Source organism: Parabacteroides distasonis ATCC 8503 (assembly GCF_000012845.1).
Lineage (GTDB): Bacteria > Bacteroidota > Bacteroidia > Bacteroidales > Tannerellaceae > Parabacteroides > Parabacteroides distasonis.
On record NC_009615.1, the window covers coordinates 2,716,790 to 2,731,626 of the forward strand.

Sequence of the window (14,837 nt, forward strand, 5' to 3'; positions counted from 1 at the left end):
ACAAAGGTAAATATCTTTATAGAAATAACAAAAAAAGAGCACTTTTTTCCTTTGAAATGACCCGGAAAAACATAGTTATGAAATACTCAAAACATAACTATGTCTCAAGAAAATCATAACTATGAATTTTAAACAAGTTATTAGGACTTATTTTCTCATATCATTTGACACGCAAGCAACTTTGTCATCTTTCATCCACGTCTTCCGCAAACCAATCTCCACCTTCAGCTACAACTTCCTGCTTAAGTTTCAACATCTTTGATTTCAGTCTCGCTACAATTTCAGGATGTTTATCTGCCACATCTATTCGTTCCTCACGATCATCTCTCAAATTATATAACTCAAAATATTTTGGAAACACCTTCTTGGCGAACTCCATATGTTCTTTTGTCAAATACCAAGGCTTCACTTTACCAAGCGCTAATTCATCCAAACTAAAAGCCCATGGTAGAGGCTCATCGTATCCCAGTAGACACCAGTCGCCTTCACGTATCATACAAATAGGATCATGAATATACCGGAAAAAGAACAAAGGGTTTTCTCTTTCCAACGTTTCAGCTTTCCCCAAAAACACCGGAGAAATATCCATACCATCAATAACACGATCTGTAGGAACCGGAGCATCCGCTAAAGACGCTAACGTTGGTAATATATCCGTGAAACAACCGTTAAACTCACTAATCACACCGGTTGGTACATGTTTATGCCATCTAACAATACATGGAACTCGCAATCCTCCCTCATAATTAAAATGTTTCTCTCCCCGAAATGGCAAATTAGAATAATCCCACTGAGAACCATTATCAGAAGCAAATATGACAATCGTATTATCTTCCAGATTCTGTTCTTTTAGATAATTCATTAATTTACCAATCGCTATATCCATATTTTCGATACACCCATAATACTCAGGATTAATAGCATGCCTTTTCTTCAACTCCTCCGGGGCCTCCATTGGAAAATGAGGCTCATTGAACCAAACATTTAAGAAGAAAGGTTCCTGTTTATTCTTGTCTAGCCATTGGAGTGCTTCCGTTACCACAATATCACAGGAATAACCTTCGATCTCACCTTGCGGTTCTCCATTCCGGAAAAAGTTCGTGGGATTATGATGAGACGGGACTGAATTATTCAAGGCATAAAAACTATAATCAAAACCTTGATCATTGGGATAAGGTTGATCCGGACGTCCCGAACTTAAATGCCACTTTCCAAAATGCCCCGTCGCATAATCTGCTTGTTTCAGTACTTCTGCTATAGTAACCTCACTATCTCTCAAATGCATCGGTGAGTTTTGCTCCAGATAATTATAAACCCCTGTACGAGTACAATTCCGACCGGTCATTAGAGCCGCACGAGATGGAGAGCTAACAGCCGCACCACAATAAAAATTCGTAAAGCGAATACCTTGCCGGGCCAATAAGTCCAAATTCGGAGTTTGGGAAGTAGGAAAGCTATCCGACTGCTGCGGAAAATTCTCATTTCGATAACAAGAGACATCATTATATCCCAAATCATCCGCTAATAAAATTATGATATTCGGCTTAGGAACAGCTTCCTCTTTTGCGTCACAACTTACGGTTGACAACATCAATGCGGCACTATTAACCGCAACAAAGATCTCTTTATAATTCATTTTATATAATCTAAATTCTAATAAATATATTCTCTAAATCACCAACCCGGATTTTGCTCTAAATTTGGATTCAAAGAGCGCTCACTATCAGGAATAGGTAATAAATCATAGTATTCCAAATAGCCGTTCGGGAATTTTGTCTCAATCACGCTTCCTTCATGATCCTTTATAATCATCGGATAAAGCTCCTTTCCTATTTTCCAACGCTTCACATCCGACCAGTAACGACCTTCCAACGCCAATTCTATTCTTCTTTCATGCCTTAGTTTCTCACGGGCCTCATCCCGAGATAAGGACAAAGGCAATGGGGAAATTTTCACGTCATCTCGTTCCGTACGGATCCGGTTTAATATAGCGATCGCCTCCGAAACATTTCCACCAGATTCAATAATCGCTTCCGCTTTCGACAATAGCACATCCGCATATCGCAAGATAATATCGTTAATATAAGACTGGCCGGCGGGAGGTAAATCCGCCTCGTTCTGAATCCGGTACTTACGAGTACTCAAATGTTTCAATCGATTACCCGCATGATTAAAAGCTCCCCCCGGATACAAATAACTAGGGAAACGATGTCCTAAAATATAAGAGCCCGGAAGCACAACCGTGAACGCTAAACGAGGATCACGGTTCTCATAAGGATTTTCCGGATCAATAGGGCTCCCATCCACGGTCTCATAAGCCGCCACCAAATCATCTGTAGGAACATAGCGACTACCACGTGTCCAACTACCGGTTCCCGTTCCGCAGTATTGATCCAGAAAAGTACCCTGTGAATTTTCACCCTCTATATATTGGATATCAAATAGAACCTCCTTATTTCCTTCATTAGCCGGATCGAACAATGTCGCATAACTATGAAACAAGCCATATTTCTTCAGAGCATCAATCTGATCTACACATTCCAAAACCGCCTTATACTTACCTTGATATAAATACGCACGCATTTTCATACCCAAGGCAGCGCCTTTCGTAGCACGTCCTTTCTCCGGAGCATCCGCACCTAAATTAGCGATGGCGACATCATAATCATCCAACGCCTGTTGCCATGTATCTTCTCGACTGGAACGCTTTAGGTTACGAGCCTCCGATGTTGAGATTTCTGAAAGTACGACAGGAACACCCCCATAAGTTTCCGCAAGTACCGAATAAGCCAATCCCCTCAAGAAATGAGCCTCGCCAACATACAACTTTTTCGCCTCCCCCGCTAATTCTATTTTTTCTAAACAAGCCAATAAATAATTAGCCCTAGAGATCATTTCATAACATCTTTTCCAACGAAAAGTAACGACACCGCCATCACTAGAGCTCAAACGTCCGGCTCCCAATTTATTGAAAACCTCGACAGTTCCCCAATTATATGCATTGGGAGTCGCACAATCTGTCATTCCAAACCCAAACAAACCTTGATCTATGACAGCGGTCTCCCTTAGACAAGCATACGTTCCATCTAACAGTAACTTAATATCCGATTCTTTTTCCGGAAAGTTAGCGGCCGTGATTTTATCCTCCGGATACAAATCCAGATAATTCTCCATACAACCACCAAAAGAGATCAATAACAAAAACGACAAACAATATATTATTAAACGTTTCATAGCTTTAGAAATTAAGATTTAAACCAAATGTGAATATTCTCGGTGTCGGATACGGAGAACCTCCCGCATCAAACGTATTTCTTTCCGGATCGTATCCCTCATAGCCTTTTTTCCACATAACCGTAAATAAATTCTGAGCATTAGCGTATACATAAAGCCGTTGCATTTTCAACTTTGAAGTAATCCTTTCCGGAAATGCATAACCCAATTGTAAGTTCTTCAATTTCAAGAAGTCAATCCGATGTACCCAAAATGAGGAGTCGTATCGATCCCAAGTAGAGTCATATCGAAGCATAGGGATACTAGAACCTGAATTCTCTGGTGTCCATGCGTCTCTCCAAAAGCCCGCGATTCGCATATACTCATATCCTAAGCGAGTCATTTCATTTTGAGTAAAGACATTCGCCTTTCCTAAACCCTGAAACAAGAGGCTCAGATCAAATCCCTTATAACGCAACCCTGCAGAAATACCATAAGTGATCTTCGGAATCGTATTTCCTAATACTTGCTTATCTTGATAGTCCAATTTTCCATCATTATTTACATCCTCATACTTCAAATTACCCATGGCAGGCTTATAGCCATTATTATGCATATGCTCTACCGCTTCTTCATCCGATTGGTAAATGCCAATCGCTTTATAACCATACAACGCTTTGTAAGGATATCCCTCACGGATCAAATACAGTTGATCCGGAGAATTACCACCTTGGAACTTTGTTACTTCATTATTTATGTAAGTAAAATTAAATCCTACATTAAATCCCAATCGATCCCTACTGGCTTCCAAATTATCATAATTCGCAACCAATTCAAAACCGTTATTTTTCATCTCCCCAACATTCTCGAAAGGCGCTGTCTTATCACCTAAGATATTGGAGATTGGTAATTGAACAATAATATCGGTAGTCTTTTTATTGAAATAGTCCGCTTCAATGCTTAATTTATTATTTAAGAAGCCCAGATCCAGACCAATATCTAGAGAAGAAGTTGTTTCCCAAGTAATATCCTCATCAACCAAGGCTGTTACAGCCGCACCCGGAGCCAAGGAACCTCCATAATTATAACTTAAATTATAATTCTGATTGATAACAGTTAAATAAGGCCAATACCCCTCGATCGTCTGGTTACCCAATTGTCCCCAAGAAGCTCGCAATTTCATGTTAGAAAAAATATTCACATTCTTAATGAAGCTTTCCTCACTCAACCGCCAACCAGCTGAGAAACCGGGAAAAACACCCCATCGATTACCTCGTTTGAAACGGGAGGAGGCATCCGCACGAAGATTCATCTCGAATAAATATTTATCAGCGAAAGCATAATTTAGACGACCGAAGTAAGAAGCCATACGTAATCCTTGCATATTACCCTTGCCCTGAATGCCATTCGTTCCCGCATCCACTTGGGTTAATCCGTCTTTAGCGGGATCCGTCCTACGTGCATATACGTTCTTAATATTATAATTTTCTAATTGAGCACCCAAGATTCCCGCGACCGAATGTTTTTCCACAAACTTCTTGCTATAGTTCAAGGTCGCATGAAAGTTATTACGCATAGTAGATATTTGCTCTCTACTCATCTCCAAGCCATCCCGGTTATAATTTATGGTCATTGTCTCTATACCGGAATCCGTGTATCCATAAAGGGTCTCATTATATTTATCGACCATTTTCCAATTGCCATTAGAGGCCCAAGTGACTTGCAAATTCAAGTCCTTCGTAAAGTCAACAGTAGCGAACGCATTTAACGACATATAATCCAAAGTCGTCTTGGTAGCGCCATTGGAAGCATCAATTAACGGGTTCCTGTTATCATACAATAAAGTTCCATCCTGCGCAATCGCCTCAACCGAACCAAAACGTCCATCTCTCGTATAAGGAGCGATAAAAGGGGCTGCTCCCGATTGTATAAAGAATACACGCGATAAATCAAACGGTTCTTGAGAATTCCGGCGTATATAATTTAAACGAGCGCCAACTTTCAACCACGAATTAACCTTATATTCCAGATTAGCCCGCATACCGAATCTCTCCGCATCTGTATTCGTAATAATACCCTCTTGCTTCAAATAATTTAAGGACAAAAAAGAAGATAATTTTTCCGAACCACCTCGAATTGATAAATTATGGCCTGTAATTAGAGCATTCCGATAAACGTGTTCGTACCAATCCGTATTCGGGTATTTATAAGGATCCGTGCCATTCTTGAAATCAGAGATCAAGGACTCGGGATATAAAGGACTCTCGCCACCATTAGCCAAGGCTTGGTTTGCCATGGTCATTAACTCCGCACTATTTGTCACCAGATCAAATCTCCGCCCCAACTGTTGTACACCTACATATGAGTTCAATTCCACATGCGTCTTCTCATTATTTTTACCCATCTTCGTCGTTACCAAAACGACTCCATTCGCTGCTTTCGATCCATAGATAGCTGCGCTAGCCGCATCCTTCAACACGGTGATACTCTCAATATCGCTTGGATTGATCTGACTAAAAACGCCTTCTACTCCATCAATAATTACCAACGGATCCGAGTTATTCAGCGTACCCCAACCCCGGATTCTTAACTGAGCGCCATCATCCCCCGGCTTTCCCGAATTTTGACTGATCCATACACCCGACACTTTACCAGAAAGGGCTTGTGAGGCATCCGTTATAGGCCGGTTTGCCAATTCCTCATCAAACTTCACGGAAGAAACAGATCCTGTCAAATTCACTTTCTTCTGAGTACCATAGCCAACAACGACAACCTCATCCAGTTGTTCACTATCCTCTGTCAGTGTAATCGTTAGGCTAGAACGATTATTCAAGGCTATTTCTTCTGTCTTATACCCTATATAAGAAATAGAGACCATCGCATTCGGACTTACCTCATTTAATAAAAAATGTCCGTCCATATCCGTAATCGTACCCGTTCTACTCCCCTTCACCAGTACATTTACACCAATGAGAGGTTCCCCATGAGTATCTTTCACAATACCAGTGACCGTGATTTTTTTAGCTTGCTGAATAGAAAGGGACGAGTTTTCTTTTTTCTCGTTCCTTCGTACGATAATTTGTCGGTTGTTGATAATATATTCAACATCCGTTCCTTTAAATAACCTTTCCAATATAACCTCAACGGACTTATCCCGTACGTCAAAATTTACCCTGCGATGCAAGTCGATATTAGCGCCATGATAAACAAAAACAAACTCACTATTTTTCTCAATGTGGTCAAATACATCCTTTATGGTACAATTATTCATACGGACTGTCAACGTGGTTTGTTCCGTCTGCAAGGTAGCGGCGTACACCGCAGAGCCTCCAGAACTGATCAAGCATAAGGCTAAACAAACACTTTTGAGAAAATGATTCGATTCTCTACAGAAATCATCTTTTTTTTTCATACATTTGTAATGTTTTTTCTTTAATACATAATTAATTGATTAAACGAAGTCTTTGAACCGGTGGATATGACGGTATCTTCCGGTTCTTTTTGTCAATTTTTCTTTTTAACACAAAGTCTTTTCACCAAATAGTTCTTTTACATAGGCAATCTATTTTAATATGATTATATTATTCTCTTTATCCGTCTCTTGTCGCAAGAATAGAGATTGACAAATAATCTCAACAACATCTTCCAAACTTCCTCGCAAATCAAGTTTACCGGAAAGAGGTATTTCCGCGATCTCTTTATCAAACACAATCGTACGCCCATAGTATCGGGCTAATTTATTTAAGACATCCCCAACCTTACGATCGTTCACTTGCATCAGATTATCTTTCCAACAGATATACTCAAACACATCCACTTCCTTAATAGATACCCCTTTATTTCCCAACTCTATCATCTGGTTAGGAGCTAGCACCTCTTTAACATGCTTATCATTCTCTACCTCCACCCGGCCTTCGACTAATACAACGGAAGCCTTCGGCTCATCTCCATAGACGCAAACATTAAATTGGGTACCGAGTACCTTTACATTAAACGCATTTGTCTTTACGATAAAAGGGCGGGAAGAATCTGGGGTAACATCCAAATAGGCTTCTCCCGTAACTAAGATCTCTCGTTTATCTTTAGCAAACACGGCCGGATAAATCACACGGGTATCGGCATTTACATATATCTGGGTACCATCTGAAAATATAATATTTGCCCGCTTGCCCTTCGGTACTATGATTTGATTCAAATTTCCAGTCTTAGTAGCTAATACTTTCTTCTTTATCTGAGAGTCTTTTACACTTGGTTTACCTATATTATCATGCGTAATTGTAGCCCCATTTTTAAGCTGTACCCAGCTTCCATTTTCCACCAGCACAATCTCATCGTCCGGCAAAGAGTCTATGCTCTTTTCTTCCAACAAAGCCAATGGCAAGGAGGATTTATCATCCCCCACCATCCAGAAATAACATCCTATGGCAAGGAGTAACACGACCGCCGCCGCCACAGAAGAAGCTAGATAGCGTATGCGTAAAACAAAGGTTTTACGGGGAGCTTTCAAACGTTCCTCGACCTTCTGCCATGAGGATAAAGCGAACTTGGAATCCAATTGTTCCACTTCTCGGACTTTACGCCATAAATCCTCTCCAGCTTGCCGGAATAAATCTTTTTCAAATATGTCTCGTTTCTTATTCACAGGTTACATTTTTATTCTTATTACGGATCAATTTGATTTTGGTACTCACTTTTGCGGAAAAAAACACAATTTTTCATATTCTTGTGTTTTGAAAAGCACGATCTTCCACACTCGCTATATATCGACACCCGGTATCCTTCCAATATACATAAATCACTAATAATATGATATTTACAGTTTTTCTTAGTATCAAACAAAAGTTTTCCGTACACTAAACCTTAGTTTACCTATAATAAAACAAAAGTTTCTTCAGTACGAAACTTTTGTTTTCCCTAAGGGAAACAACTCTTAAAGACTCCATTCCCTACTCACAAGCCTAAGTGATAAATTGCTTTCTTGCCATTCACCTTAAAACATGGTAGGTCAAGAGTGATAATTGTAGATATTTTTATATCTACAACCACCATGTAATATACTTATTTATAGGGCATATAAGACATAGTTGTAGATATGGTAGATATTTTCGCTTATGTAAGCATAGGGAATAAAACATAATGGATGCCCCCCATTATTAAAGCGTCCAGGGAAAACCACCTTCTTAACTTACTAAGCGTTCTGGATAATAAATTTTTACTCGATTGATAATTTATACCTAAGATCTCCGCAATCTCATCGTGTCCCAATCCATTTACATAATAAAGATAAATAATCTCTCTCTGGTGGGGGGAAAGTTTTGTCAAAGCCTTCATTAAGAGTTTAACCCGTTCGTCCGCTTCCGTCGTATCCAGTGAGATACGAGAAAATAATTCATCTGTTTGGAAAGTATCCTCATAAAGAGAGATGTCCTCCATCTTCCTGTTTTTCTCGATCGTATCATACAACTTATGCCTTAAAGTCTTGAGTAAGTAACCTTTGACATTTACAGTTGGAGATAAAGTCTCGTGGTTTTGAATCAATTTGATAAAAATATCCTGTACGCAATCTTCCACCAAGCTCTTGTCAGGAAGTAGCTTGATACCATAATTGCGCAATAAGGCGTAAAATCGGCAATACAGCTCACGGAAAGCTCTCATATCTCCCTTCAGACACAGTTCCCAAAGCCCCTCATCGGATATTTTCATATAGATCATGTAGAAATAACTCCCGCAGATTTGACGCAAACATACACAAAAACATTCGATTTTCAGATTAGCTAGAAGAGATTTTATAGAAAAACACGTGTATAACGCAAAATACATTATACACGTGTTCATTGAAATAATACGAAAAGGTTACTTATATCGCTTACTTTGCCAAGGGATCATACCCGTCTGGCGGATATGCTCCATCAAGCCATTGAACAAGTTTTTATAGGCAGCGGAAGAACGCTCTGCGATCGGGTTTTGCTCTTTAGGGTCTTCTTTCAGATTGAAGAATTGGATAGGTTCCCAAGGTGTGTTTTGTAAGATCTTATAATCTTTATAGCGAGATGCGTAATAGGCTTTACCACCATATCGGGAATTACCTTCCCTTCGCACCCAATGCACCATTCGATCTCCGGTATCTTGTTCCTCACCCCGTAAAAGAGGCAAGATACTGATACCGTCGATCTCATGCGATACAGGCACGGCTGTCAGATCGCATAAGGTCGGGAACATATCCGAAAGCATGACGAAATTATCACGTACCGCCGGACGGATCTGGTTCTTCCAATAAATACCTCCGGCTACCCGGATCCCTCCCTCGTACATATCCTGCTTCGCACCTCTGAACGGGCCGTTATTCGCACCCGCATCGTCCTGTCCTCCATTATCAGAGGTAAATATAATGATCGTATTCTCCAACTGGCCATTTTTCTTCAATGCCTCATACACACGTCCGACGTTGTAATCCAAATGCTCAATCAAGGCGACAATCTTAGCACGCTTCTCCGGAAGTGACGGTTCACGCTTTTTCACCTTTTCCAGCCATTCCTGAGGAGGTTGTATCGGGGTATGTGGGGCATTATAAGCTAGATACAAGAAGAAAGGCTCTTGCTTTTGCTTCATATCCGACAGGTAACGGATCGCCCAATCAGAGAAAATCTCTGTAGCATGTCCTTGTGGATCGATCTCTTTCAAGTTCTCACGCATATAATTATTTCCAAAACGACGATGGGTATAATAATCATCCATCATATCCCCTAAAAATCCCCGGTAGAAATCGAAACCCCTTTCCGTAGGGGTATTCGGAGACTCCAATCCTAGATTCCATTTTCCAACCATCGCATTATGATAGCCTCTTTTCTTCAACATCTGGGGTAATAATACGGCATCCTCCGACAGATACCCCCAGCTATCCTCTTTATGCGTACGAATAACTCCCGGTACACCTACCATATCCGGATAACGACCGGTTAATAACGAGGCTCTACTAGGAGAGGAGACCGGACAGTTCGCATGGAAATTCGTGAAACGAACTCCTTCATTTAATAATTTATCGATATGTGGAGTTTGAATGTCCTTGGCGGCTCCTTGACAGGACAAATCGCCATATCCCAAATCATCCACCAAAATCAGCAGGATATTCGGGCTATCCGGCAAAGCCTTTGTTTGTGCGGAAGCTGCGGAAAAAGCCAATCCGCAAGCCGCTGTTAGTATATATTTATTCATCTAATCTAGTGTTTTTAAATGTCCCATTACATCATATCACATACGGAAGGCTTGATCTTCATTCCTTTCTTATGTTTCTCACCGGCCTCGATCAGTAATTTCACGATCTCCGGATGCTTATCCGCCAGATTGAATCGCTCTGAGATATCTGTCTCCACGTTATACAACAAGGGTTCTGCCGGAGTCTCGATCTTACAGGTTCGCAGATATTGGTCCTTGATCGTCTTAAAATAATACTTCCACTCCCCTTTACGGATCGCCATCAACTCACTGCCCCACCAATAATAAACCTCATCACGGGCGGAATGCTTTTCCTCAAACAATAATCCGGTTTGATTCACGCCATCCAATACAAGATCTTTCGGTTGCTCGATACCCGCCATCGAGAGGAAAGTCGGATATAAATCCATCGAGGTCATAATCTCATCGTTGATCGCCGGATTGATTTTTCCCGGCATCCAACAAATGGCCGGAACCCGGAAGCCACCTTCCCACCAAGTACCCTTGCCATCCTTCAACGGACCTGCGGAACCGCCATTCTCATGCTCCGTCAGCCAAGGGCCGTTATCGCTGGTAAAAATAACAAACGTATTCTCGTCCAAGCCATTTTCACGCAGAGCCTTCAACACTTCACCAACGCTCCAGTCTATTTCCTCAACCACATCTCCGTACAGGCCTCGTTTGCTCGTTCCCTCGAAACGGGCATTCGTGTACAATGGGATATGCGGGAAGGTATGAGCGAAATAAAGGAAGAAAGGCTCCTTTGAATGATTCTTGATGAACGATACCGCTTTCTCCGTATAGCGACGGGTTAATTCTCCCTGATCCGGTTCCGATTCGATTTGCTTACCATCCACTATCAATGGAGTCGGTGGAAAATTCCGGGCATGCGCGCCTTTATTCTGAACGGGGCTCATATCATTGGAATAAGGTATGCCGAAATAGGTATCAAAACCATGATCCGTCGGTAAATAGGGAGAGAACGCTCCTAAATGCCATTTGCCTACACAGCCGGTCGCATACCCACTTTGTTGTAAAACCTTGGCGATCGTGACCTCATCTTGTCCTAACCCAGCCTTTGAGTTAGGGAAAAGTACGGCTACCCGATCTCCATATAATCCATTTCGAACCGGCAAACGTCCGGTCATTAACGCGGCCCGACTTGGCGTAGAAACTCCGGCCCCCACATAAAACTGGGTCAGCTTCATTCCTTCACAAGCCATACGGTCTATATTCGGTGTGCGGATCGTGGGATTCCCATAGCAACTCAAATCCCCATATCCCATATCGTCACAGAATATGATTACAAAATTAGGCTTATTGGCCGCATCCGAGGCAGCGTTCAAGCTCAAGCTGTTCGATAATACCGCCGCTGTTAAAACAGACAATGATTTCAGTGTTTTCATATGCGTATCTTTTTATTTAAGTAAACGGGGAAAAGGTTCATCTATAATACCGGCAGGACGCTGGTTCCGGCCTTCATATCCCCAATCTCCCATATCACTACGAACCTGTTCGATCCATTGATTCATCTTCGTCACTACTTCGGGATGTTTATCGATGACATTGGTTGTTTCCGACAAATCATTCGCCAAATTATATAAACGAGCTTCACCGACTTCCGTATCCGGGAAGTGAGGGCCTTTGATACGTTCCTTCAAAGGTAAATGATACTTCCAGTTTCCCCAACGTACCGCCTGTAATTGTTGTTTCTGGTAATAATAGAAAGTCTCCGTGGGCGATGCCATCGATTCTCCCTCCAAGATTCCAGACACATTATGCCCATCTATCACCCGGTCGGAAGGAACCGCATAACTGCAATAATGCGCCAATGTCGGTAAGAAATCCATCGAAGTCACCAGATTATCAGTCTCCTGTCCCGCCGGTATTTTAGCGGGCCATCTCATTATACAAGGCACCCTGAACCCACCTTCATACGTCGTACCCTTTTGGCCTCTCAACGGACGGTTCGTACCACCGAAGTGTTCATCCGCACCATTATCGGAAGTAAAGATAATCAAGGTATTTTGATCCAATCCTTCCTCCTTTAAAGTCTCAAGCAAGACTCCCATCGACCAATCCAATTCCTCGGTCGCATCTCCATAGAGTCCGTTCTGAGACTTTCCCTTGAAAGCGGGAGAAGCCGCTAACGGATTATGAGTCATATTATGGCACAAGTAAATAAAGAACGGAGATTCCTTATGAGACTTTATAAACTCCACAGTCTTATTGGTATAACGAATCGTCAAGGAATCATGACCGACAGGAGCCACTATTACCTCCTCCTGTTCCATCAAGGGTAACGGACAATACGGACGATCCATATCGTTACTATAAGGAATACCATAATAGTAGTCGAAACCCTGCCGGGTAGGAAGAAATGGCAATTGATCCCCTAGATGCCATTTCCCGATACAAGCCGTCGCATATCCCTGCTCCTTCATCAACTCGGCGATCGTTATCTCACCGGGATTCAAGCCTTTATGCGAAGCTGGAAATAGCACTTGCCTCCCTTTGGACATCAAAGGTGTAGGGTCCGCATTTACATGCATGGAGACTCGCCTTGGATAACACCCTGTCAATAAAGCCGATCTGGAAGGTGTGCTCACGCTCGAACCCACATAAAAATCGGTCAGTCGTATTCCCTCTTTAGCCATCTGGTCGATATGGGGAGTACGATGCTTCGTACTCCCGTAACAACCTAAATCCCCATATCCGAAATCATCGATAAATACGATGATCACATTTGGCCTTTCCGCCGCTTGAGTAGCCACGGCCGCTCCTGAAAAGGCTAATACCGATATTATGTTAGATATAAGTTTCATTTCATTTTTCTTTTAGTTGCACATTACCAACCCGGATTCTGATCCAAATTCGGATTCAAAGAACGCTCGCTATCAGGAATCGGTAATAAATCGTAATATTCCAAATAGCCATTTGGGAACTTCGTCTCGATCACGCTACCCTCATGATCCTTAATAATCATAGGGTAAAGTTCCTTACCGATTTTCCAACGTTTTACATCTGACCAATAACGTCCTTCTAATGCTAACTCAATCCGTCTCTCATGTCTCACTTTCTCACGAGCCTCCTCACGGCTCATAGATGTCGGCAGCAAAGAGATCTTAACGTCATCCCTTTCCGTACGGATCCGGTTAAGGATAGCGATCGCATCCGCCACATTTCCATTCGTCTCAATAATCGCCTCCGCTTTTGACAATAAGACATCCGCATATCTCAGTATGATATCATTGATATAAGACTGCCCGGAAGGAGGAAGCTTTGACTCATCCTGAATCCGATATTTACGGGTACTTAAATGTTTCAACCGATTACCGGCATGATTAAACGCACCTCCCGGATACAGGTAATTAGGGAAACGATAGCCCAAGAAATAAGAACCCGGAAGTACAGCCGTGAAACCTAAACGAGGATCCCGGTTCTCATAAGGATTCTCGGGATCTACAGGAGAGCCGTCGATCGTCTCATAAGCCGCTACCAAATCATCCGTAGGGACATAACGGCTTCCACGGGTCCAACTTCCGGTACCCGTTCCGCAATACTGGTCAATATAGGAACCTTGCGAATTCTCGCCTTCAATATATTGGATATCAAACAATACTTCCTTATTGTTCTCATTAGCCGGATCAAACAAACCCTCATAACTATGGAATAGACCATATTTCTTCAACGCATCAATTTGCTCGACACAAGACAGAACCTCCTTGTATTTACCTTGGTATAAGTAGGCTCGCATTTTCATACCTAAAGCCGCCCCCTTGGTAGCACGCCCCGGCTCAGGAGCATCCACTCCCAGATTGGTGATCGCAACCTCATAATCATCCAGCGCTTGTTGCCAAGTCTCCTCCAAACTCGCCCGCTTCAAGCTACGAGCTTCTTCCGTGGAAATGTCCGTCAATATAATAGGTACCCCACCATAGGTTTCCGCTAGCACGGAATAAGCCAGTCCCCGTAGAAAATGAGTCTCACCTGAATATTTGGCTTTCGCTTCTTCCGATAAATCCACTAAATCCATACAGGCCAACAAATAGTTTGCCCGGGAGATTATCTCGTAACATCTTTTCCAACGATACGTTACGACTCCTCCGTCACTAGAGCTCAATCGCCCGGCACCCAACTTATTAAAAACCTCATCCGTTCCCCAGTTAAATGCGTTAGGGGTAGCTCCATCCGTTATGCCAAAGCCAAACAAGCCTTGATTATAAACCTCTTTTTCCCTCAATTGAGCATAGACACCATTTAAAAGGAGTTTGATATCCGATTCATTTTCCGGGAAACTCGCCGAAGTAATCTTATCCTCAGGATACAAATCCAAATAATTCTCCATACATCCCGTGAAAGAGACACATAGTATAATTGATAAGCAATATGCTAATAACTGTTTCATACTT

9 protein-coding genes are annotated in these 14,837 nt (G+C 42.0%); all 9 read right to left on the bottom strand.

The features are described from left to right. Positions 1-184: 184 nt before the first annotated feature. The gene (locus BDI_RS11565; protein WP_011966814.1) at positions 185-1,636 is read right to left on the bottom strand and encodes a sulfatase-like hydrolase/transferase; all 1,452 of its coding nucleotides are present in this window, start codon (positions 1,634-1,636) and stop codon (positions 185-187) included. 38 nt (positions 1,637-1,674) lie between these two features. Then, positions 1,675-3,234 (bottom strand): RagB/SusD family nutrient uptake outer membrane protein, encoded by a 1,560-nt coding sequence (locus BDI_RS11570; RefSeq protein WP_005854100.1) that lies wholly within the window; start codon positions 3,232-3,234, stop codon positions 1,675-1,677. Between the two features lie 4 nt (positions 3,235-3,238). Then, a complete protein-coding gene (locus BDI_RS11575; RefSeq protein WP_011966815.1) occupies positions 3,239-6,625 on the bottom strand; it encodes a TonB-dependent receptor in 3,387 nt (1,128 codons plus the stop codon). A 150-nt stretch (positions 6,626-6,775) separates the two neighbouring features. Further along, positions 6,776-7,855: a FecR family protein gene (locus tag BDI_RS11580; protein ID WP_005854096.1), complete on the bottom strand. Its 1,080-nt coding sequence runs from the start codon at positions 7,853-7,855 to the stop codon at positions 6,776-6,778. 467 nt (positions 7,856-8,322) lie between these two features. Further along, a complete protein-coding gene (locus BDI_RS11585) occupies positions 8,323-8,916 on the bottom strand; it encodes an RNA polymerase sigma factor (RefSeq protein WP_049762389.1) in 594 nt (197 codons plus the stop codon). A 150-nt stretch (positions 8,917-9,066) separates the two neighbouring features. After that, entirely contained in the window at positions 9,067-10,425 is a 1,359-nt protein-coding gene (locus BDI_RS11590) for a sulfatase family protein (RefSeq protein WP_011966816.1), read from the bottom strand. A gap of 26 nt (positions 10,426-10,451) precedes the next feature. Further along, positions 10,452-11,831 carry a sulfatase family protein gene (locus BDI_RS11595; RefSeq protein ID WP_011966817.1) on the bottom strand — a complete coding sequence of 460 codons (1,380 nt, stop codon included), beginning with the start codon at positions 11,829-11,831 and terminating at the stop codon, positions 10,452-10,454. Between the two features lie 12 nt (positions 11,832-11,843). After that, positions 11,844-13,250, bottom strand: a complete 1,407-nt coding sequence (locus tag BDI_RS11600; protein WP_011966818.1) for a sulfatase family protein — start codon at positions 13,248-13,250, stop codon at positions 11,844-11,846. A gap of 23 nt (positions 13,251-13,273) precedes the next feature. Continuing rightward, a complete protein-coding gene (locus BDI_RS11605) occupies positions 13,274-14,833 on the bottom strand; it encodes a RagB/SusD family nutrient uptake outer membrane protein (RefSeq protein ID WP_008779962.1) in 1,560 nt (519 codons plus the stop codon). Positions 14,834-14,837: the final 4 nt, after the last annotated feature.

Bases quoted from the DNA above. Each gene is read 5' to 3' on its own strand.
- BDI_RS11590 (WP_011966816.1), bottom strand. From the start codon at position 10,425: ATGAATAAATATATACTAACAGCGGCTTGCGGATTGGCTTTTTCCGCA.
- BDI_RS11575 (WP_011966815.1), bottom strand. From the start codon at position 6,625: ATGAAAAAAAAAGATGATTTCTGTAGAGAATCGAATCATTTTCTCAAA.
- BDI_RS11600 (WP_011966818.1), bottom strand. From the start codon at position 13,250: ATGAAACTTATATCTAACATAATATCGGTATTAGCCTTTTCAGGAGCG.
- BDI_RS11570 (WP_005854100.1), bottom strand. From the start codon at position 3,234: ATGAAACGTTTAATAATATATTGTTTGTCGTTTTTGTTATTGATCTCT.
- BDI_RS11585 (WP_049762389.1), bottom strand. From the start codon at position 8,916: ATGAAAATATCCGATGAGGGGCTTTGGGAACTGTGTCTGAAGGGAGAT.
- BDI_RS11595 (WP_011966817.1), bottom strand. From the start codon at position 11,831: ATGAAAACACTGAAATCATTGTCTGTTTTAACAGCGGCGGTATTATCG.
- BDI_RS11605 (WP_008779962.1), bottom strand. From the start codon at position 14,833: ATGAAACAGTTATTAGCATATTGCTTATCAATTATACTATGTGTCTCT.
- BDI_RS11565 (WP_011966814.1), bottom strand. From the start codon at position 1,636: ATGAATTATAAAGAGATCTTTGTTGCGGTTAATAGTGCCGCATTGATG.